Source organism: Pseudomonas sp. PvP089 (assembly GCF_017875165.1).
Classification (GTDB): domain Bacteria; phylum Pseudomonadota; class Gammaproteobacteria; order Pseudomonadales; family Pseudomonadaceae; genus Aquipseudomonas; species Aquipseudomonas fortuita.
In genome coordinates, this window is the sequence record NZ_JAGGME010000001.1 from 1,742,358 (window position 1) to 1,762,774 (window position 20,417).

General features: G+C 58.8%; 26 protein-coding genes and 1 pseudogene. 15 read left to right on the top strand and 12 right to left on the bottom strand.

Features of this window, described 5'->3' with window-relative positions; translation table 11 throughout:
* Positions 1-12 precede the first annotated feature (12 nt).
* Positions 13-477, bottom strand: coding sequence for a hemerythrin domain-containing protein (locus J3A71_RS08030; RefSeq protein WP_054903765.1), 465 nt, complete (start codon positions 475-477; stop codon positions 13-15).
* 93 nt (positions 478-570) lie between these two features.
* Complete coding sequence (locus J3A71_RS08035; RefSeq protein ID WP_082432303.1) at positions 571-2,325, bottom strand: glycoside hydrolase family 15 protein; 1,755 nt, start codon at positions 2,323-2,325, stop codon at positions 571-573.
* A 248-nt stretch (positions 2,326-2,573) separates the two neighbouring features.
* On the opposite strand from J3A71_RS08035, the gene J3A71_RS08040 reads away from it, so the two are divergent.
* Positions 2,574-2,807 carry a hypothetical protein gene (locus J3A71_RS08040; protein WP_146024565.1) on the top strand — a complete coding sequence of 78 codons (234 nt, stop codon included), beginning with the start codon at positions 2,574-2,576 and terminating at the stop codon, positions 2,805-2,807.
* A 35-nt stretch (positions 2,808-2,842) separates the two neighbouring features.
* Here the strand turns inward: J3A71_RS08040 and J3A71_RS08045 are convergent, their stop codons facing one another.
* The 3 genes from J3A71_RS08045 to J3A71_RS08055 form a co-directional block, all read right to left on the bottom strand.
* Positions 2,843-3,286 carry a YetF domain-containing protein gene (locus J3A71_RS08045; protein WP_054902874.1) on the bottom strand — a complete coding sequence of 148 codons (444 nt, stop codon included), beginning with the start codon at positions 3,284-3,286 and terminating at the stop codon, positions 2,843-2,845.
* A gap of 9 nt (positions 3,287-3,295) precedes the next feature.
* The gene (locus J3A71_RS08050) at positions 3,296-3,748 is read right to left on the bottom strand and encodes a hypothetical protein (RefSeq protein WP_082422865.1); all 453 of its coding nucleotides are present in this window, start codon (positions 3,746-3,748) and stop codon (positions 3,296-3,298) included.
* Positions 3,749-3,813: 65 nt separating this feature from the next.
* Entirely contained in the window at positions 3,814-4,317 is a 504-nt protein-coding gene (locus J3A71_RS08055; RefSeq protein ID WP_054902872.1) for a CinA family protein, read from the bottom strand.
* A 153-nt stretch (positions 4,318-4,470) separates the two neighbouring features.
* On the opposite strand from J3A71_RS08055, the gene J3A71_RS08060 reads away from it, so the two are divergent.
* Entirely contained in the window at positions 4,471-4,632 is a 162-nt protein-coding gene (locus J3A71_RS08060) for a hypothetical protein (protein WP_172455974.1), read from the top strand.
* Between the two features lie 52 nt (positions 4,633-4,684).
* On the opposite strand, the gene J3A71_RS08065 is transcribed toward J3A71_RS08060, so the two are convergent.
* Positions 4,685-5,542, bottom strand: coding sequence for an SDR family oxidoreductase (locus tag J3A71_RS08065; RefSeq protein ID WP_054902871.1), 858 nt, complete (start codon positions 5,540-5,542; stop codon positions 4,685-4,687).
* Positions 5,543-5,738: 196 nt separating this feature from the next.
* On the opposite strand from J3A71_RS08065, the gene J3A71_RS08070 reads away from it, so the two are divergent.
* From J3A71_RS08070 to J3A71_RS08110, 9 genes are all read left to right on the top strand, one after another.
* A complete protein-coding gene (locus J3A71_RS08070) occupies positions 5,739-6,263 on the top strand; it encodes a hypothetical protein (RefSeq protein ID WP_054902870.1) in 525 nt (174 codons plus the stop codon).
* Positions 6,264-6,295: 32 nt separating this feature from the next.
* Entirely contained in the window at positions 6,296-7,369 is a 1,074-nt protein-coding gene (locus tag J3A71_RS08075) for a peptidase M42 (RefSeq protein ID WP_060510440.1), read from the top strand.
* A 216-nt stretch (positions 7,370-7,585) separates the two neighbouring features.
* Entirely contained in the window at positions 7,586-8,533 is a 948-nt protein-coding gene (locus J3A71_RS08080; protein WP_245353424.1) for an alpha/beta hydrolase, read from the top strand.
* A gap of 55 nt (positions 8,534-8,588) precedes the next feature.
* Positions 8,589-9,686 (top strand): catalase family protein, encoded by a 1,098-nt coding sequence (locus J3A71_RS08085; protein WP_054902867.1) that lies wholly within the window; start codon positions 8,589-8,591, stop codon positions 9,684-9,686.
* Positions 9,687-9,802: 116 nt separating this feature from the next.
* Complete coding sequence (locus J3A71_RS08090) at positions 9,803-10,096, top strand: DUF6555 family protein (protein WP_054902866.1); 294 nt, start codon at positions 9,803-9,805, stop codon at positions 10,094-10,096.
* Between the two features lie 38 nt (positions 10,097-10,134).
* Complete coding sequence (locus J3A71_RS08095; RefSeq protein WP_172455977.1) at positions 10,135-10,293, top strand: hypothetical protein; 159 nt, start codon at positions 10,135-10,137, stop codon at positions 10,291-10,293.
* A gap of 16 nt (positions 10,294-10,309) precedes the next feature.
* Positions 10,310-10,534 carry a DUF2188 domain-containing protein gene (locus J3A71_RS08100; protein WP_054902865.1) on the top strand — a complete coding sequence of 75 codons (225 nt, stop codon included), beginning with the start codon at positions 10,310-10,312 and terminating at the stop codon, positions 10,532-10,534.
* Positions 10,531-10,965 (top strand): hypothetical protein, encoded by a 435-nt coding sequence (locus J3A71_RS08105; protein WP_054902864.1) that lies wholly within the window; start codon positions 10,531-10,533, stop codon positions 10,963-10,965. The genes J3A71_RS08100 and J3A71_RS08105 overlap by 4 nt, the downstream gene beginning before the upstream one ends.
* Positions 10,966-11,047: 82 nt before the next feature.
* Positions 11,048-11,482 (top strand): response regulator, encoded by a 435-nt coding sequence (locus J3A71_RS08110; RefSeq protein WP_054902863.1) that lies wholly within the window; start codon positions 11,048-11,050, stop codon positions 11,480-11,482.
* On the opposite strand, the gene J3A71_RS08115 is transcribed toward J3A71_RS08110, so the two are convergent.
* Positions 11,479-11,895: a low affinity iron permease family protein gene (locus J3A71_RS08115; RefSeq protein WP_054902862.1), complete on the bottom strand. Its 417-nt coding sequence runs from the start codon at positions 11,893-11,895 to the stop codon at positions 11,479-11,481. The two genes, J3A71_RS08110 and J3A71_RS08115, sit on opposite strands and share 4 nt — an antisense overlap.
* Before the next feature lie 166 nt (positions 11,896-12,061).
* On the opposite strand from J3A71_RS08115, the gene J3A71_RS08120 reads away from it, so the two are divergent.
* Complete coding sequence (locus J3A71_RS08120) at positions 12,062-13,405, top strand: cation:proton antiporter (RefSeq protein ID WP_209952819.1); 1,344 nt, start codon at positions 12,062-12,064, stop codon at positions 13,403-13,405.
* Between the two features lie 59 nt (positions 13,406-13,464).
* Here the strand turns inward: J3A71_RS08120 and J3A71_RS08125 are convergent.
* Positions 13,465-13,617: pseudogene (locus tag J3A71_RS08125) on the bottom strand (general stress protein); the annotation flags it as partial.
* Positions 13,618-13,817: 200 nt separating this feature from the next.
* Between J3A71_RS08125 and istA the strand changes: the two are divergent.
* On the top strand, positions 13,818-15,332 hold the full coding sequence (gene istA, locus J3A71_RS08130) for an IS21-like element ISPpu7 family transposase (protein WP_019437638.1): 1,515 nt from the start codon (positions 13,818-13,820) through the stop codon (positions 15,330-15,332).
* A gap of 17 nt (positions 15,333-15,349) precedes the next feature.
* Positions 15,350-16,105: an IS21-like element ISPpu7 family helper ATPase IstB gene (istB, locus tag J3A71_RS08135; protein WP_019437637.1), complete on the top strand. Its 756-nt coding sequence runs from the start codon at positions 15,350-15,352 to the stop codon at positions 16,103-16,105.
* A gap of 317 nt (positions 16,106-16,422) precedes the next feature.
* On the opposite strand, the gene J3A71_RS08140 is transcribed toward istB, so the two are convergent.
* Complete coding sequence (locus J3A71_RS08140) at positions 16,423-16,875, bottom strand: response regulator (protein ID WP_054902859.1); 453 nt, start codon at positions 16,873-16,875, stop codon at positions 16,423-16,425.
* 266 nt (positions 16,876-17,141) lie between these two features.
* On the opposite strand from J3A71_RS08140, the gene J3A71_RS08145 reads away from it, so the two are divergent.
* Positions 17,142-17,420 carry a hypothetical protein gene (locus tag J3A71_RS08145; protein ID WP_054902858.1) on the top strand — a complete coding sequence of 93 codons (279 nt, stop codon included), beginning with the start codon at positions 17,142-17,144 and terminating at the stop codon, positions 17,418-17,420.
* A gap of 51 nt (positions 17,421-17,471) precedes the next feature.
* On the opposite strand, the gene J3A71_RS08150 is transcribed toward J3A71_RS08145, so the two are convergent.
* Genes J3A71_RS08150 through J3A71_RS08160 form a run of 3 tightly spaced genes read right to left on the bottom strand, consistent with a single transcriptional unit; the run spans position 17,472 to position 20,279 of the window.
* Positions 17,472-18,797, bottom strand: a complete 1,326-nt coding sequence (locus J3A71_RS08150) for an SDR family oxidoreductase (protein ID WP_054902857.1) — start codon at positions 18,795-18,797, stop codon at positions 17,472-17,474.
* A gap of 32 nt (positions 18,798-18,829) precedes the next feature.
* A complete protein-coding gene (locus J3A71_RS08155; protein ID WP_054902856.1) occupies positions 18,830-19,063 on the bottom strand; it encodes a PLD nuclease N-terminal domain-containing protein in 234 nt (77 codons plus the stop codon).
* 13 nt (positions 19,064-19,076) lie between these two features.
* Positions 19,077-20,279: a zinc-dependent alcohol dehydrogenase gene (locus J3A71_RS08160; protein ID WP_054902855.1), complete on the bottom strand. Its 1,203-nt coding sequence runs from the start codon at positions 20,277-20,279 to the stop codon at positions 19,077-19,079.
* Between the last annotated feature and the right edge of the window lie 138 nt (positions 20,280-20,417).

The window sequence follows — 20,417 nt, forward strand, 5'->3', positions numbered from 1 at the left end:
GTGATCGCTTGACTAAGCCGCTCGCTTCTCGCCCTTGAGCATCTTTTTCTGCATTTCCATGGTTCGCCCCAGCTCCTCAAGGATGTCCTTGCTGAGCAGCTTCTTCGCCGTGGGGAACAGCTCGCCTTCTTCTTCCTCGATGTGATGCTCCAACAACTCTTTCATGACCTTGACCCGCCCGGCGAATTCGACGGTGCCGGTTTCGGTATGCAGGAGGTCGGGTAGGACGAGGGAGTCAACAGTCCGGTGTTCTTCCTTGGCCTCGTAGTACATCTTCGCTTCTTCCTTGCCACCCGCTTCCTTGATGGCCGGATAGAGAATTTCTTCTTCGAGCGCGGTGTGAATCTGCAGCTCCTGCTCGATCCTGTGGAGTAGATCGGCCCGTTTTTTCACTGCTCGCTCGGTGGTGGTCGACAGCTCTTCGAGCAGCTTCTTTACCAACTTGTGGTCTTGAATCAGTAAGTCGATAGCGTTCATGGCGTTACCTCATCACGGATTGAAAGAATGGAAAACTTGCCTGTGGTTGAGTGGCCGCCAAGCGAGACGGTTCAACGCAGATGATGTCTGGCGTCATCGTTCGGGATGGCAGCCCCCGATGGCCATTGCGGCCTTGAGGGCTGCCAGGTGAGTCAGGCCCTGCGGAAGGTTTCCCAGATATTGTCCAGTCTGCGGATCGATCATCTCCGAGTAGATGCCTACACCGTGTGACAGCCCTTGCAAAGCGTCTGCATAGGCGGCTTCGGCGCGATCCTGGTTATCCAGAATGGCCCAGGCTTCGATAAGCCAGAATGTGCAGGCCAGGAAGCAACCTTCCTCTTCCTGTGCATCGGTGTAGCGATAATGGAAAGCGCCGGCCCCCAGATCATGATCAATGGCTTCCAGCGTGCTGCGTAGACGTTCCTGGCTGGGGTAACCGAACCTGACGGCCAGTGCCAGTGAAGCGTCCAGTCGGTCGCTGCCTGGATAGAACAGGTATGCCTGACGCTCTTCGCTCCAGCAGTGCGCCTCGATCCATTGCTGGATGCGCTGTCGCTCGCGATCCCAGCGTTCCCGGCATGTAGTGGGAAGGTGACCGCCATCGGCCAATTCGATGGCCCGGCTCAAGGCTTGCCAACAGCTGATTTTAGACATCGTGTAATGCTGTTTTTCCGGCAACTCCCAGATACCGGCGTCCTGCTGACGCCAACAGTCTGCGCATTGGTCGGCAAGGCCTGAGAGGAGCATGGCGCTCGGGGAATCAAGAATATTGCCGCTGTCAATGAAACAGCGCGCTGTTTCGAAGATATCGCCGAAGACGCCGTGTTGAAGTTGGTCGCGGGCATCATTGCCGACGACTGGAGGGGAGTTCTTGTAGCCAGGCAGGTCGACCGGGCGCACGCAATCACCGATTGCACCATCGAGGGTATAAAACACCCGTGGCCCATGTTCATCCAGCCGGCGCAGCAGCCAAGTGAATGCAGCTTTTGCTTCTGGCTGCGCGCCGATGCCCAGAAATGCTTCGATGGTGTAGCCAGCGTCGCGTATCCAGGCGAAGCGGTAATCGTAGTTTTTGCTGCCGCCAATCCGTTCGGGAAGGGATGAGGTCGCTGCCGCCATGATCGAGCCACTTGGAGAGGACAGCAGCAGCTTGAGGGCCAGCGCATTTCTGATGACCTGGGTCTGGTACGGGCCGTCGTAGACCAGCCCCTTCGACCATTGGCACCACTCCCGATGCGAGCCGTCGATGCGTTCATCGATCAAGGCCAATGGGGGCACCACCAGGGGCTCATCTCGTCCTGCGATGATTGCGACCACTGAGCGTTGTCCTGCTGCAAGGCTAAGGACAGCACGCACGCCCATGTCATCCTTGCGTTCGATGTGCACCTGATGGTCGTGCAGGAACATGCCGAGTATTCGGCCCGCATGAAAAACGCAGGCATTGTCATTCGGCGCCACGTAGGGGCTTACCGTGTCGGCTTGGGTTCCGAAGTCGATGGCGATGTCGAAGTCGACCTTACCCTCGATACCTTCGATGCGTCTGGCGAGTTCGGCCCAAGGCAGGCGTCCAGCAGGGCCACTGTTCAAGGATTCCGTCAGCCGGGCACGACCCTGACTGGTAATGAAGATTGTCTCAAGGACGTTGCTGTCTGCCAGGTAGCGGCGCTCAGCAACGAATGCCTCGCTAGGGGTAATGGAAAAGAAGCCTCCAGTCTGAGGGGCCAGCAGCTTGTCGAATAGGGGAGGTGAATCCATGTGCGGCACACACCACCAGTCGATGGAACCGTCCAGACCAATCAGTGCCACAGAGCGCCCATCGCCGAGCGCACCATACTGCTCCAGGGGCAACCATCCACCCTCATCACGCTGAGGTGCACCCTGTTGAGCTTCTACCGGTTCTCTTTCCATCGGTATGCCTTCGAGATCACGTGTTCTGATTCCGACAGGGCTATCTGGCGTCTGGTTCGTCTTGTGTGAGCGCCGCCCAAATAGAGGGAATTTAGGATTGGCATGGATATCTCATGTAAAGCGAGACAAAAGGGCGCTTCGTCCCCTCGCATTTACCCTGCAGGGAACAAGAACAAAAGGGGGCTTACATGAGTTGTCTGATTTGCGCGGGGCAAGCTGAGTCCGTCGAATGCACCAGTGGCTGGGAAGAGCGACACTGTTCTCAATGCGGCTGTTACCGAATGTCCCAGGCGCTCATTCTGGTGATGATGGAAGAGGGTCAGATTTTTGATACCGAGCGGATGCGGGCCTGGCTGGTATCTCGGCGCGAATTGATGCCCATCCCTACCATCGACCATAGCCAGGCGATATTGGCACTTTAATCGGGCCTGGGCTCTACCACTGGCTACCTGGTGTCTCACTCAGCAGGAATGATCGAAATCTTTCCATTGCGTTCGACGATGGCGAACTTGACATGCTCTATGTTCTCGATGCCTTGGCTGTCCCGCGCTGACTCAAGGATATCGTCCTCCGTGAGGCGTGCCCGACGCATGCGGTGATGCAGAAAACGTCCATTCTCAACAACCAGGGTAGCGTGCCCATCCAGAAACCTGGCCAAGGGCTTGGAGTTGAGCTTCGCGAGCGAAAGGCCGACGTCCAAAACGATCAGCGTGGCAATCACCAGCATGGCATTGGTGAATGAAAAATCCTCGCCCAGAAGTGCCTGCTGGGTGGCTTCCCCAATGATCAGTAGCAAGACGAAGTCGAAAGTCGTCAGGTCGGCCAGTGAGCGCCGCCCGGCTACGCGAAACAGCAGCATGAGGGCGACGTACATCCCGGCTGCGCGGAGGATCGAATCCATGACGCACTCCTAGGGGTAAAGAAATGTGGAAAAGTGAACGGCGCTTTGGGGGCCAGCCCTGACGCTACCCTCCAGAGTGCCCACGTGATCACTTCTAAGGGTCAGGTACAAGGTGGCCAAGCCATCTTGCCCAGTACCCAGTTGGAACAGCATGGCCTGGCCATGGGACATCGACAGTTGCGGCTGCGGTTGCAACGTCTCGATACTGGCGTTACGAAGCAACGATCCCTCAAGTTGCACCTCCACCGGCTGACCGGAGATACCCTGAACGGTGATGAAAAGGCTGTCTGTCGTGCCACTTCGGCTGAGGCGCTGGTACTCGACCCGTACCCGGCCATCCTGGCTCACCACCTCGGCATCGCTCAGCGGGCCATTACCGAAGAGGCCTGCCAAGGCAAGCAATACGATGGCCACGAGCACGTACCACCCCACGCGCTCGAAGCGCCAGACGCGCTGCTGCATCGGCATATTTTCTTGAACAGGGTGACGTCTGGATACCAATTCATCTTCCGACATGACCACAGCCCTCAGGCGCGCTCACCGCGTAACCAGCGCTGGTGATAGTAGGAAAGCCGGGTCAACCCGAACAGGGCACCTTGGCGCATGACCTCAGACCGCTCGCCGAAGAAACGTTGAGTGCGCGTGAAAACGGCATTTGGCTCGCCGGCGAAAGCCCACGCAAAGCACATCGTCCCCGGTGGTATCCCGGATTCGGGCGCCGGCCCGGCTACCCCGGTGGTGGCGATCACAACATTTGCATCGCTGTCTCTCAAGGCGCCCAAGGCCATTTCCCAAGCTACTGCTTCGCTGGTCAGGCCGTATCGTTCGATGGTTTCGGCGCTGACCCCCAGCAGGCGTTTCTTGGCGCTGGGTGAGTAGACGACGTAGCCGCTTTCCAGCACCTCTCCTGTACCCGGTACCGCGGCCAACAAAGCCACCATGCAGCCCGCAGTGCACGATTCTGCGGTGGTCAAAATCAGTTTGTTGTTTTTGAGATAGCCGAGGGCGGCCAGTACAGGGTCGTTTTCCATTCCAGAATCGACTCGCTTGTTTTGCGGTGGACGCGAGCCTGGGGTAATTGGTTCATCGCCCCTGTTGCCCGCCCATCTCCTGAAGTGTCACTGACCTGAACTTTGCCCCGTGGATTGGCTTCCCTTGTTCAAAGGCAATGGGAGGAGAGCAACATGCAGAAAGTGAGCGACAGGCAAAAAGAAGGTGCGCAGACAAGGCCGCATGGGGAAGAGGAGCGAGACAACGATGCTCATCGTCCGGATGGATCCACCGGCACATCACATGACTCGACAGCGCAAAAAACGGCCCGTGATCACGATCAGCACAAACGCTGAAACTGCCACGCAAAACGGTTTGAGGCTCGCCAACTCGGCGAGCCTCTTTTCGCTAAAGGATCGGTTTGCCCCCAGTCACTGCGTAACGTGAGCCACTTATATAACTGGCCTCGTCGGAGCCCAGCAGCACGTAGATCGGCGCGACCTCCACCGGTTGACCAGGACGTCCCAGTGGTGTTTTCGAACCGAAGTTCTTGACCGCTTCATCTGGCATGGTGGAAGGAATTAGAGGCGTCCAGATAGGCCCTGGCGCAACGCTGTTGACCCGAATGCCTTTCTTGCCTAGCAGCTGAGCCAGGCCAGCAGTGAAGTTGGCAATGGCCCCCTTGGTCGTGGCGTAGGCCAGCAGGCTGGGGGATGGATCGTCGGAATTGACCGAGCTCGTATTGATGATCGAACTGCCCTTGGGCATGGAAGGCAGGGCCGCCTGGCAAATCCGGAAGATGGCGGTGATGTTGGTATCGAAGGTTTTCACCCATTCATCATCGTCGATCTCTTCCAAGGTCTCGTGGGACATCTGGAACGCCGCGTTGTTGACCAGGATGTCGATACGCCCGAACTGGCTGACGGTCTTTTCGACGATGTCGTAGCAGTGCTGTTTCTGCGCCAGGTCTCCGGGCAACAACAGGCATTGACGGCCTGCGGACTCAACCCAGCGCGCGGTTTCTTGCGCGTCGTCATGCTCATTCAGATAAGCGATAGCGACGTCGGCGCCTTCACGGGCATAGGCAATCGCCACTGCCCGCCCGATGCCGCTGTCTGCTCCGGTGATAAGGGCAATCTTGCCTTCGAGTCGATTGTGGCCGGTATACGACTGCTCACCACAATCCGGGTAAGGCTCCATCTTGCGTTGTGAGCCGGGGACATTTTGAGGCTGCGAAGGGAAGGGTGGGGTAGGGAAGTCGCGCATGGTAGAAGCTCCTGCAGTTGAGAACGTTCATACCGGTTCGAAAAGCCTGGCCTGCGCGTGTTGGTTTCAATCTGCGGTTGGTACGACGAGCGGTGCGGAATATCAATCCAATTGAATTCCATGCCCCATCGCCTGTTCTACCGGACTCAGCTCCAGTCTCATCTCTTCGCTCGGAGCCCAATTCCCGGAGTAGCGAGTGTCTCGAATCATTACCCCAGCGACCCCTGAGCACGAGATCAGCGAGCACAATGCCAGGATGTTTGGCTCTCCCAAGGAGCGTCTGGATTTTTACCGGCGTGAGATCCAGTACGAAACCAGCATCCTGGCCAACCGTACGGATGCCTACCTGGCGGCGCAGTCATTCCTGGTCATCGCTTTCGTCTCATCCATGGGAAACCTCAATCAAGGGTGGGGCGAGATGTTCACCCTCATCGTGCCCGCGTTCCTCGCCTTGCTCGGGGTACTGAGTTCGCTCAACGCCTGGCCTGGCATCCGGGCGGCGTACAACATCATCGATCACTGGCAGTTCAAGCAGAGCCACCTGCTGCGCAGCGAGCCATTGATGGGGTTGGCTTACGACGAGTCGCCGCTGTTCTGTGAGGCGGAAACCTCGCGTGCAGGGCATCGAAAGTCATTGCTGTTCTCGCTACGGACGCCGTGGATCTTTCTGGTGTTCTGGGTGTTATTGGGTAGCTACTCGGTTTACATCCAACTGGCCTGAACACGTTTGCGTGCAAACATGGAGGTAACGTTTTGACGACTGAGGCATTACTGACCGAGCTCCTCAACGCCCGAGGGCCGGGCGGACAAGAAGATGAAGTACGGGCCATTTGTCTGCGCGAGCTGCGCCTATTCTGTGATGACACGCACATCGACCCTGCTGGCAATGTGGTGGGGGTGATTCGTGGGGGCCGCACTGGTAGCCCAGAGGCAGCCATACGCGTTATGGCCCACCTCGATGAGATCGCGATGATCGTCAAAAATGTGCTGGAGAACGGCACCCTGGAGGTGCTCGCTCTAGGTGGTTCGCAACCGATAAGCTTCGGTGTCTGCCCTGTCGATATCCTGGGCGATGAACACATCCTGCCGGGTGTTTTGTCCTACGGTTCCATGCACAACAGCGGTCGTACTTCGAATGGAAGAGACGTGCTGGCAGGAAATGTTCAGTGGAAAGATGTCTATATCGTCACGCGCAAGAGCCAGTCGGATCTCCAGCAACTTGGCGTTCGGCCTGGTACTCGAGTCGTGCTCAGTCAGCACTGGCGTAAGCCCTTCAAGGTACATGACTGTATTGCCGCTCACTTCCTCGACGACCGAGCTCCGCTGAGCGCTGTCATTCTCTGTGCGAAGCTGCTGAGTGAACGGCGAGGAAAACTGAAGCAGGACGTTTGGTTCGTGCTTACGACGCTGGAGGAAGAGTCGAATGCCGGCGCCATGTACGCAGCTTCCCGACTGCCCGGCGACACTACAATCGCTGTCGAGGTCGGCCCTGTACTTGAGGAATATGGCACGGAGCTTTCGGCCAACCCGATCATCAATACCGGCGACCAGAAGGGATACTACAGCCGCACCGTGGTGCAGGGCCTGATCGCCGCTGGCCTAAAGGCCGGCTTTAAGCCCCAGTCGGCATTGCTCGTCGATTTTGCATCCGATGCAAGCGCGGTGATGAGCGCCGGGATCGATGCCCGGGCTGGTTGCATTGCTATACCGACCGAGAATACCCATGGCTTCGAAATGGTGCTTCTGGAGGGGATTACGGCCTGCGCCGCAACACTGGTCGAATTCATGCTGGATGCCCATCTGTCCGACATTTCAAGAACTGGCTGAACGCCATTGGAGTAGGGCGCCCTGAGCTTAAGACAGGCGAAGAAACCTTCGCCCTCGCCTTGGGAGTGTCCTATGCAAAAGTGCCATTGGGTGGCTGCGGTTTCGGTCTTGGGGGTCTCGATAGCGCTGGGCGGGTGCGCCCGCGATCCTGAAAAGCGCTCGGTCTCCGAGCTTGCTGTGAGTGGCACCAAAAGTCTTTTGCGCACGGATTCCGACATGCAGAAGCTGCTGAACAAGTTTGCCAGCTTCGATGCCAAGGCCATCGAGAAGACCACGCCTCAGGAGGCCCGTCAGCAGCCGACCATGGCCGATGCTGTGAAGGGCGTGCTGGAAGATCAGAAACGCAGTTCGAGCCCCGAGTCATTGGTGCCCGGCGTCACCACGCGGGAAATCTCGATACCCAGCCCGTCAGGCTCCATGCCGGCCACGGTGTATACGCCGCCAGGCAATGGCCCTCTCCCAGCGGTGCTGTTCTTCCACGGCGGCGGTTGGGTGATAGCAGATCGGAAAGTTTACGATGGCGGCGCACGCGGGTTGGCCAAGCAAGCCGATGCCGTGGTGGTATCGGTCGATTACCGCTTGGCTCCTGAGCACAAATTCCCCGCTGCGCATGACGATGCCCTGGCGGCTTACCGTTGGCTGGCAAGAAACGCCGCCTCCGTTGGCGGGGATCCAGAGCGCCTGGCATTGGCCGGCGAAAGCGCAGGCGGCAACCTCGCCGTCGCTACTGCAATGGGCGCCCGAGATGCTGGCCTGACAGCACCGAAACACGTCCTTTCGGTGTATCCGGTTGCGCAGTCGAGCACCGATACCGCTTCCTACCTCAAGTACGCCGATGCCATGCCGCTGAATCGTCCGATGATGCTGTGGTTCATCGGCCAAGTCACCAGTTCGCCTGCCGATGTCCAGGATCCACGTATCAACCTCGTCAAGGCTGACCTGCATGGCTTGCCTCCGGTGACCATCATCAACGCGGAAATCGATCCGCTGCGCGACGATGGCGCCCAGTTGGAGCAGGCGCTACGCACAGCAGGTGTGGCGGTAGATCGCAAAGTCTACGACGGCGTGACGCACGAGTTCTTCGGCACTGCCGCCGTCGTGAAGAAGGCTGAGGACGCACAGGCCTATGCGGGTCAGCGCCTGAAAACTGACCTCGCCAAATAGAGCGCAAGCATGCGTTAACGCCAATCAGTGCCCTTGAGGCAGCCGGAGAATCCTGATGAATAACCAACCGGATACACCCGTTGCAATTATGCCGCTGCGCTTCCAGCCCTCTTTCGAGCAAATTCCGGATGACGAAGCCGAGACGAGCAGGGAGCTGGCTGAAACCCTACGGCAGATCATGGAAACCACGTTCAAGGACAACGGCCACGCCAACCGCAGTGTCCATGCCAAGGGACACGGATTGCTGCGCGGGAAAGTGACCATCCTCGAAGGACTGCCAGCGGAACTGGCACAAGGTGCCTTTGCCAAGCCCGCTACGCTGCCGGCCTTTCTGCGGTTTTCCACCAACCCAGGGGATGTGCTCGATGACAAGGTATCGACCCCGAGGGGCTTGGCACTGAAGATCGTGGGTGTCGAAGGCTCCCGCCTACCTGGCAGTGAGGGGCAGGTGACCCAGGACTTCGTCACCGAGAATGCCAAAGCCTTCACCTCGGCAACGCCCAAGGCGTTCCTGAAAACGCTGAAGATGCTCGCGAAGACGACGGACAAGGCACCAGGCATGAAGAAGGCACTGTCAGCCGCACTGCGGGGAGTGGAATCGCTGGTCGAATCGGTGGGCGGCGAAAGCGCTACGCTGAAGAGCCTCGGTGGCCATCCCCAGACGCATATTCTGGGCGAGACCTTCACCACGGTGGTGCCGATCCTCTACGGCCCTTATTACGCCAAGCTGGCCATTGTTCCTGTGTCGCCCTCGCTAACCGAGTTGACTGATCTCAAAGTGGAGCTGAAGGGCGACCCGGACGGGCTTCGCCATGCCGTAGAGGCGTTTTTCAGGCAGAACGGCGGCATCTGGGAGCTGCGTGTGCAGCTGGCCACTGACATCGAGAAGATGGCCATCGAGGACGCATCAGTGAAATGGTCGGAAGCGTTGAGCCCCTACGTGACAGTTGCCAGGGTAGAGGTCGAACCGCAGGCCGCCTGGGATGATGAAAAGGTACGCGACATCGATGATGGCATGGCATTCAGCCCCTGGCATGGGTTGGCTGCGCATCGTCCCCTGGGAGGCATCATGCGGGTGCGCAGGCCCTCATACGAAATGTCAGCGCAGTTTCGCGCTACGCACAATGGGTGCCCGATTCACGAACCGCGTTGAATTTACGCAGTTGGCACATTTTCCATCCATGAGCGATGTGCATGCCCCCTGGCAATCCAATGGAATTATCTCTTCTACGGCTTGCTCAATAGCGTATGAACTAGGGAGCGGATCTTGTGCCAGCACTTCAATTGTACGTAATCGAGTATGACCTGCACGGTGACCATCGGACGTTCATCATCCGCTTGGAGAAAATGGACAACGCCGTGGCTTGGCACTGGGCCAGTTGCGATGCCGGCGTTGGCATCATCCCAAGATTCAGTCAGCAGAAAATCAAGTTGGTCAGTCGACCGATGGCCGAGCGCTATGGCATCGCTAAGGTGAAGTGGCGGCTCGCCGGCGATGGCCCTGAATTCGTAGCGCAACCTATCGAAGTCAAAAAATTCTCGGGGGTTGCTGAAGGTACTTGAAGCCCGGCGCCCCGATCCATCTGCTTTGAGGTATTGCCATGCAGCCGAAAACCGAAGGCTCCGAAGAAAAAGGGCCAAGCGACGTGCCCTTCATTAACGATCCGGAAAAGCCCACGTCGCCGCCACTCAATGACGCTGATGCAACGGAGGCAGCCGAGGCAGAGGAAGACATCCAGGATGACGGCGAAGCCATTTAACCAAGAGGAGCACACGATGGACAATTACCACCTCAGCCCGACATCAGAAGGATGGGAATTGAAGGAAGCCGGTGCTGAACGCGCCTCCAAACGAGCGTCGACGAAGCACGAGCTCGTCAGCGCCCTTGCGGATTTCTTTGATGGCAAGACGGCGTCGGTGAAGATCCATAAAGCGGATGGCACTATCGAAGAGGAACGCACCTACCCACGATCTGCTGATCCGCGCCGTAGTAAAGGTTGAAGACTATAACTGCCTGTGACCTCGGCATTGAGGTCACGGATGCCCTTGGCGTGTTCAGATGGTTGTTGGCCAGCTTTCTCATGGGGAAGCGCATCCGCGCCACCGTAGCAGTGCAGGCGTACCGGATGCTTGTCGATCAGCAGGGCCTGGGTACGCCGATTAAGCTTGCCCAGACTTCTCATTCCACACTGGTCAGACTGCTCGGGCAGGCCGGCTATGCGCGCTACGATGAATCCACTGCCCGACGACTGCATGATCTTGGCAACAAGGTAGAAGTGGAACTTGCTGCTCAACTTGAGGCACTGCAGGAAGAATCAAATGCTGAGGGATTCAAGCGCTGGCTACTGAGTTTCGAGGGCGTAGGCCCAAAGACCGTGGAGATTTTCATGCGTGAAGGCTTGGCCCATTTGACGAAGTTGGAAGGCCATTGAGCATGGGTGGCCTTTAGCCCCCATCGACGCATGTCCGGATGAGTGAAACACTCGAAAATCTAACCATGGACTGGAGCAGGTGATGAAGCTCGACATCGAGGGTTTGTCGCTGTCAGGTAAGACGGTAATTGTGGTAGAAGACGATCCAACGCTTCAGACCCTGTTGGTGGACATCCTGATCGAGTTGGGCGCCACCTGCGATGCGTTCGATAACTCAGAAGATGCCTTGATTCACTTGATGGGACTTAAGAGCGACTGCTCGTTGATCGTTGTCGACCATGGTGTTCCGGGAAGCATCAAAGGTATGGAGTTCATCTCCATGGCACACGAAAGGTGGCCTGGACTACCCGCCATTCTGACTTCTGGCTACCAGCTTGATGCTTCTCAGGTGACGCCACCCGTTACCTACCTCTTCAAACCGTGGTCGATAGACGAGCTCGCTCAAGCTATTAGCCAGGCGCTTCACCCTGCAAATTTACCTTCAACTCTCCCGCCGCTCGACCAACAAGGACTCTAGCGCTGCAGGTTATCCCGAGCACCATCGTCCGTGTGATGCTCAGCAGGCGCCTGATGGTGGGGATCACATTCGCTGCCCATCGCCTGATATTCCTTGCGAAGTTTATGGATTTCCCGGTTATCGAGCGCTTCGAGATCCAATACCGACTGCTCCGCAGATTTCGTAGCGCGGATCAGTTCGTCGAGCTTCACGTGGATGATGTCGTTATCCCGGTTCTGGGTGTTCTGAATCAGGAAAACCATCAGGAATGTGATGATGGTGGTCGACGTGTTGACGATAAGTTGCCAGGTATCGTTGTAGTGAAACCAGGGCCCAGATGCAGCCCACATGGCGATCAACACCACGGCGATCAAAAAGGTGCTCGGTTTACCGGCGTGGTTGGCGAGCCATTGGCAGAACTGGGCGAATTTCATGACGTCATCTCCATTGCGATCCATAGGGTTTGACCGCAGCGGAGCGCTGAAATCTTTTTTTACATTTACCTCAGGTATTGGGTGAACCCACTAAGCGCAGCGGAACGACGTGGCGTGCCGGAAAGTCAAAAAAATACTCGAAAACTTTCCCAAGGCTTCTGCGCAGATGACCTTCATCGTCTGGTTCGCCACGCTGGGCGCAGTCTTGCTGCTGCTCGCACTCTCATCCTCCTACCTGCGCTGGATCCCTGTGACCTCGTCTGTAGTGTGCCTTGCCCTGGGTATCGGCCTGGGTACATCGGGGCTAGGTTTTCTTCAGCTGGACGTGAGCAAGTCGAGCGGATGGATGGAGCACCTTACAGAAGTCGCGGTGTTGTTTTCGCTGTTCTTCAGTGGTTTGAAATTGCGCCTGCCCTTGCACAACCGCCGTTGGTGCAGCGCCTTTTTTCTAGCAGGGCCAGTGATGTTGATCTGCATCGGTGGGGTAACGCTGGTGCTGCATCACGGCCTGAACTTGGGGTGGGGAGTCTCGCTACTAATCGGGGCGATCCTCGCACCCACTGACCCCGTGCTCGCAACTCTGGTGCAGGTGGTTGATGCCCAAGACGATGATCTTGTCCGTTTCAGCTTGTCGGGTGAGGCAGGGCTTAACGACGGCGTGGCGTTTCCCTTCGTCATGCTTGGACTGTTCCTGCAACAGGACAATGGCCAGGCCTGGTTCAGTGACTGGTTGTTCAAGGACATGCTGTGGGCAGTAATCGCAGGCCTGTTGCTTGGCTACTGGATGGGGCGCGGCCTGGGCAAGCTCACGCTGTTCTTGCGTCTGCGCAACGACGACAGCACCGTCTCGCCCAATGACTATCTGGCCCTTGCCCTGATTGCGTTGGCATACGTGAGCGCCGAGTCGATACAGGCCTATGGGTTCCTCGCGGTGTTCGCTGCGGGCCTCGGTTTACGGCAGGCGGAGGTGCAGACCGCCAATAGCCCAGAAGAACCGGCTTCTGAACATCTGGTACAGCCTGTGGTGGGTCACCAGCACGTGGCGCCGGAGCTAGCCGTCAAAGGCGATTTGAAAGGGCTCGACGACTCGCAGGTAGCAGCGGGGATCATGTTGGGTGACATGCTGGCTTTCGGTAGCCTGATCGAACGGGCAATGGAAGTGTTTCTGGTGACCCTGCTCGGGGTAGTGCTCATTGAGCATTGGGACTGGCGGGCAGTGCTGGTGGCCGGCGCTTTGTTTTTTGTCATTCGCCCCATCAGTATCCTGCTGTTTCCGGCTCGGGGAGTGCTGGATATCCGCCAGCGTGGGCTTTTGGGGTGGTTTGGTATCCGAGGTATCGGTAGCTTCTACTACCTGTTCTATGCCCTCAATCATGGGCTGCTTCCCACGTTGGCCGCGCAGAGCATCAACCTGGTGCTGTCAGTGGTGGCGTTGAGTATTCTGCTGCATGGGTTGAGTGTCCAGCCGCTTCTTGCCAGATACGAAGCGTGGAAGGAAAGGGTTTCCTGATGGCCGTTCAGGAGAAAAGTGCCAGGGCAGCTATTGCCCTGGCACTGGATCACCGCCAGTTAGCGGTTTTCGCTACCGCGACCGCCGGCGTGGCTGTTTTGCCCGCCTTTACGGCCCGCTTCGGAGGCACGCTCACGGTCGTTGGCAAAATTGCCGCCTGAACTCTGCCCGCCTTTGCGACCTGCCTCCGACGCCTTCTCGTGATCATTTGCGGATTCCACGCTGACTCGGACACCCATTCCACGCGCATCCGGACAGTGATTCCACGCTGATCCGGACACTCATTCCACGAGCATCCGGACACCGACTCCACGGTCATCCGGACACTTTTCTGGCAGGCAGCCACGCAGGATTTATTCACTACCATCGATCTCTTTTTCGAAGCAGAGAGGTCGTTGTGGAGCGTTTATCCATGCGTAAAATCCGAGAGGTGTTACGCCTCAAGTTCGACTGCGGCCTGTCCGTGCGCAAGATCGCCCGCAGCCTGGGCATTGGCCACAGCAGTGCCGGTGATTACCTCTGCCGTTTTGCCGCCAGCGGCCTCACCTGGCCCTGTTCGTTGTCCGATGCCGAGTTGGAGCAGCAACTGTTCCCGCCGGCCCCGGCGGTTGCCAGTGAGAAGCGGCCTTTACCCGATTGGGCATGGGTGCATGCCGAACTGCGCCGCCCCGGGGTGACCCTGGCGCTGCTCTGGCAGGAGTACCGCCTGAGCCAGCCTCAGGGCTTTCAGTACAGCTGGTTCTGTGAGCACTACCGAGCCTGGCAGGGCAAGTTGGACGTGGTGATGCGTCAGGAGCACCGCGTCGGCGAGAAGCTGTTCGTCGACTATGCCGGCCAGACGGTGCCGGTTATCGATCGCCACAGCGGCGAGATCCGCCAGGCGCAGGTGTTCGTCGCGGTGCTCGGCGCGTCCAGCTACACCTTCGCCGAAGCCACCTGGTCGCAGCAGCTGCCGGACTGGCTAGGCTCCCATGCCCGCTGCTTCGCCTTCCTCGGCGGCGTGCCGGAGATCGTGGTGCCGGACAACCTGCGCAGCGCGGTGAGCAAGAGTCACCGCTACGAGCCGGACATCAACCCGAGCTACCGCGATCTGGCCGAGCACTATGGCGTGGCGGTGGTGCCGGCGCGGGCACGCAAACCGCGCGACAAGGCCAAGGCCGAAGTCGGCGTGCAGGTGGTCGAGCGTTGGATCCTCGCCGCACTGAGGAATCGGCAGTTCTTCTCCCTGGATGAACTCAACACGGCCATCGCCGGGCTGCTGGAGCGGCTCAACCAACGCCCGTTCAAGAAGCTGCCGGGCTCCCGGCAGTCGGCCTTCGACAGCCTGGATCGTCCGGCGCTGCGCCCCCTGCCGGAGCAACCCTACGTCTACGCCGAGTGGAAGAAGGCGCGGGTGCACATCGACTACCACGTCGAGGTCGATGGGCATTACTACTCGGTGCCGTATCAACTGGTGAAGAAGCAGCTGGAGGTGCGCCTGACGGCGCGCACCGTCGAGTTTTTCCACGCCAACCAGCGAGTGGCCAGCCACCTGCGCTCAATGCACAAGGGCAGGCACAGCACGCAGGCCGAGCACATGCCCAAGAGCCATCGCGAGCATGCCGAGTGGACGCCGCAACGGCTGATCCGCTGGGCCGAGCAGACCGGGCCGAACACCGCCGGCGTGATCCGGCACATCCTCGAACGGCGCATCCATCCGCAGCAGGGCTACCGGGCCTGCCTGGGCATCCTGCGCCTGGGTAAAACCCACGGTGAGGCGCGTCTGGAGTTGGCCTGCCGTCGCGCCATCAGCCTCGGCACGTGCAGCTACAAGAGCCTCGAATCGATCCTGCGCCAGGGGCTGGAAAACCTGCCGCTAGCTCAAACCAACCTGCCGCTACTACCGGACGACCACGCCAACCTGCGCGGATCCGCCTACTACCACTGACCCCAAGGAATCCCACCATGCTGCCCCATCCGACCCTGGACAAGCTGCAAACCCTGCGCCTGCACGGCATGCTCAAGGCGCTGAATGAACAACTGAAAACCCCGGACATCGACAGCCTGAGCTTCGAAGAACGCCTCGGCCTGCTGGTCGACCGCGAGCTGACCGAACGCGATGACAAGCGCCTGAGCAGCCGCCTGCGCCAGGCCCGGCTCAAGCACAACGCCTGCCTCGAAGACATCGACTACCGCAGCCCGCGCGGACTGGATAAGGCGCTGATCCTGCAACTGAGCAGTGGTCAGTGGCTGCGCGACGGCCTCAACCTGATCATCGGCGGCCCCACCGGTGTCGGTAAAACCTGGCTGGCCTGCGCCCTGGCCCACCAGGCCTGCCGGGAGGGCTACAGCGTGCGCTACCTGCGCCTGCCACGTTTGCTGGAAGAACTGGGTCTGGCCCATGGCGACGGCCGCTTCGCCAAGCTGATGAGCAGCTACGCCAAGACCGACCTGCTGATCCTCGACGACTGGGGCCTGGCCCCGTTCACCGGCGAGCAACGGCGCGACATGCTGGAGCTACTGGACGACCGTTACGGCCAGCGCTCGACCATCGTCACCAGCCAGATGCCGGTGGACAACTGGCACGAACTGATCGGCGATCCGACCCTGGCCGATGCCATCCTCGACCGCCTGGTGCACAACGCTTATCGGATCAATCTGAAGGGTGAATCAATGCGCAAACGGACGCAGAAATTGACGACGCCAGCCAACCCGGACTAACAATGCCACCCCTGCGTCGCTGCGCTCCGACTGCCTGTCCGAATGAGCGTGGAACAGGTGTCCGGATCAGCGTGGGCTGAGTGTCCGAATGGCGTGGAATCCGCAGATCATTGGCAAAATTGCCAGGATTGTTCTGAGCAGTGCCACCTTGATGGCCACGATTGGTTTGGTTGTTAGCCATGATCTTTCACCTCATGTCGTCACACAGGAAAGTCTGTGTTCAACTCGGACGTCGGGGCGCGGGGTGTTTACTCCGTGGGTTTTAGCCGAGGCCGACGGGTTGCGCGAAAGAACCGGTGCAGGCGTGTGTGGCGTCCTTAAGCTTTGTTCGCGAACGTTTGGAAAGGATCAAGCTTGGCAGACGTCGACCTTCCAGCCCCGTCGGCGTGGTTAAGCTGAGCGCAGAGCAGTTCCTGGAGCTGGGTTATTGGCCACGGCTTAGGAAGGAACTCCGCACCTGGCGGCAACACTCTCCCTGCAAATTCGTAGTATCCGCTCATGACAATGATGCGCGTCTGAGGTTTTTGCTGGCTTGCCATCCAGGCAAGATCAACCCCATTGAGTAAACCAGGCGTTTGTACATCCGTTATCAGCAGCGTCCAATCTTGCTTCCTCAACGCCTCATTGCCGTCATCGGCAGTCGCCAACGCTGTCACCATGGCCCCCCATTCTTCCAGGTACAGGGTCAAAAGCTCTCGAATCATGGGTTCGTCCTCAACGATGAGAACAGTTGGGCGAATTATCTTCGCAGCGGAAAGCAGCTCTTTCATACGGGTACTCGGACATGCGGCTGCAGGAAGGGAGGGACATCCAGGTCTGCTTGCTTTCTTCCAGCAAGACGTAGCAGCGCGCCATCACTACGACATCGCCAGCGTTCAAGAAATTCACTCCAACTTGAGTCAGTGCCGTCCATACCCATCCTTGAGCGGAACTATAACGGTGCGACCCTCTGGACACATCGACGCCGCTGACACCGCTTTACTGAACCTCTGGAATTTTCGTGACTCAACCCTCCATCAGCGTGTGAGGCCTCCTGATGCGAACGTTCGAGAAAAACCTCTCTGCCGCCCAATTGCTGAAGCTCAACTGTCTGGCAGACTGGTACCGCGTGCTGGAAAGCAGGGCCTTACGAATGGATTCGCCAGACGAATATCATGAGGAATTGCTTCGCCAGGCCGATGAGATGGATCGTCGAGGGATTATCTGCTGGCAGGAATGGCGCGATCTTCGTCTGGAGGCTGACGCTGCTTACTTGAGAGCGGTAGCAGGGGAGGACTATCGCTCGGTTAATCCCACAAGCTCGTCAGCAGAGTAGGATCGAACGTGATCTCGCAATCACGCTCATTCCTCGGTACGCAGACCGCCTCTAGTTATCCCTGCGTCGTGAATGTGTGAGGGTAAAACCCACAAGGATTCCCAGCGCCGCTGCGCCGATCAGCAGGAGCGTCTTATCTTTTGGCTTCCTCCAACCTCCGTCGATACCCCTCCTGCCACTCGGAGGCTCAAAGAGGTTGCCTGATGATGCTTCGGCTATGGGGCTGCGATTTATCCCCCAGCGCGTCAGCCTTCCTGACAACAGAGGCAGGCCTGGTATCAGGTAGCTGGCCAAATGCGCGAGGCGCGCCGCAGCGCCAACCGTGGTGTGAGCACGAGGCGAGATTGCGCAGGCCACCATAGCCTTCGCCACCATTTCGGGATCGTATACGGGGCCTGGCGGTGTCAGCGCATGCCCGGTGTAGTTACCGCCGTCTCGGAAGCCTGGTGTGTCCATGACGGCTGGATAGATATCGCACACATGGATGTTGGGAAACTCAGTCAATTCGCCCCGCAATGCCTCGGTCAGTCCGCGCAAGCCGAACTTGCTCGCCGAGTACGCGGCGGCGTAGGGCTGTGCCACCCAGCTGCCCAGCGACAGCGTGTTGATCAGAATGCCGCTGCCCTGTGCCTTGAAGAAGGGAAGGGCGACGTAGGCCCCTCGCAGGTAACCGATCAGGTCAGTCTGGATGACCTGCTCGTGCGCCTCCAACGGCGTTTCTTCGAAATTGCCGACCGCGCCGACCCCGGCATTGTTGACCCAGATATCGATCCGTCCCTGTCCAAAGTCTGCGGCCTGAGCGGCAAGCGCTTGAACCTGGTCGCTGTGGGTGACGTCGGTCGTGATCGCTATGGCATCCGTACCGCAATCGGTGCATTCATCCAGCACGTCGAACAACGCCTCTTCATCGCGTGCGGCGAGTACAAGGCGAGCACCTTTGCACGCAAAGGCATGCGCGGCGGCTCGGCCTATGCCGCTGGATGCGCCGGTGATGACCACGACCTTGCCGCGCAGAGGCCCTCTGAGCGGAGCGCCACGGTCAGGCGCTTCTCGTTTCGTAGCCGAGGCGCTGGGGTCAAGGGGTGCAATGGGGTCGCTGGCCTCGATCCGCGAGAGCTCAAGGGAGGTGCCATCGACCAGGGTCAACGTCAGCCCTTCGACCGTGCCTGCCGCTCGGTTTGGAAATACGGGCTCACCTTCAGCATCCAGGCTGTCGTAGATGAAGCGTGTACCTTCGAGCCAGCCCACGGCGGTGAGAAGTTCAGGGCCGAGATAATACTTCCCGTCTTGAAAGAAGCCTGGAAACTGATGAGCGCGCTCCACGTTTTCCACGCGATAGCGTTCGCCTGATTTCATCCCTGTCGCTTGATCGATCATATTGAAACCCCTGTAAGTGGAGCTCGGAAATGTCAGCCTTTGCTGTGCTCGTCGGAAGTGGGCCCGGTACCGCGCTTGATACCGCGCGGGCCAGCAACGCCCCAGATACCTAGGCCAATTAACGGTAGCGCGACGATCAGCAGGGCCCAGGCCGCTTTGACTGCATCTGACTTGTCGCTTCTGAACACGCTGACAATGGCCCACAGATCGATGAGTAAAAGGATTGCCGCGACGGCAATCCAGAAGTAGCTGGCGACCTCATTCATGATCTTGTCTCCTCTACACGTAGTCAGGGCCCAAGGTGCCCGGTGCAGCGCCCGGCACCAGGATGACTTTGCGACAGTTGTCCTGCTTCTGGTCGAACATCTTGTAGCCCATGGCCGCTTCTTCGAGTGCTAGGCGGTGGGTGACGATGAGTTCCGGTTGCAGGCGTCCCGCCTCGATGTGTTCAAGAAGTTCAGGCAAGTATTTCTGCACGTGGGTCTGGCCCATCTTGAACGTGAGGCCTTTGTCGAAGGCGTCGCCGAACATGAAGGCGTGGATGAAGCCGGCGTACACACCCGGCACACTGACAACGCCGCCGCGACGCACTGCAGCAATGCTCTGGCGCAGCGCCTTGCCACTGCTGCCTTCGATTTTCAGCGCCGTCATCACCGTTTCGGCAGTGCTGCCCTTTGCCTCGAAACCGACCGCATCAATCACTGCATCGACGCCGCGCATGCCTGGTGTCTGGCGGATGATGCTGTCGGCGGGATCGTCGTCTTGCTCGAAATTGATCGGTATGACGCCGTAAGCCTCGCGGGCGTAGGCCAGGCGGTAGTCGTTGTCATCGACCATGAAGATGGTCTGTGCCCCGAGCATTCGCGCACAGGCGGCGCTTAGCAAGCCCACCGGCCCGGCACCATAGATCGCCAGCGATGAACCCTGGCCAATCTCGGCATTGATGACCGCCTGCCAAGCGGTGGGCAGAATGTCCGAGAGGAACAGCACCTTGTCATCGGCCAGGTCGGTGGGCACTTTGAACGGGCCGACGTTACCTTTGGGCACCCTCACGTAATCCGCTTGGCCGCCAGGGATACCGCCATAGAGATGGCTGTATCCGAACAGCGCGGCGCCCGGGGGAATGCCCTTCTTGTTGATGATCGAGCCCCGCCCCGTATTGGTGGTTTCGCAGGCAGCGAACAGATCGTGCTGACAGAAGAAGCAGTTGCCGCAAGCGATCACAAAGGGAATCACCACGCGGTCGCCGATCTGGAGATTGGTGACGGCATTCCCGGTGTCCTCGACGATGCCCATGAACTCATGGCCGAAGATATCGCCGGCTTCGGTTTCTGGGATTTTGCCTCGGTAAAGGTGCAAGTCGGAACCGCAAATGGCTGTGGCGGTGACCCTGAGGATGATGTCGTCTTCTTGCTCGATGATCGGGTCAGGAACGTTATCGACCCTGACGTCGTGTGCTCCGTGGTAGGTCAGTGCTCTCATGAATGTCAGCTCCTGCAGCCGCGTAATTTCGTGATCGGTATGCAGGGGAAGCCATGGCGGACAGCAAAGTTCAGACCAACAAGGCAGGCGGTACTGATTCGCTGCCTATCCGAAAGTTGGCTGAACCAATCGGATCAC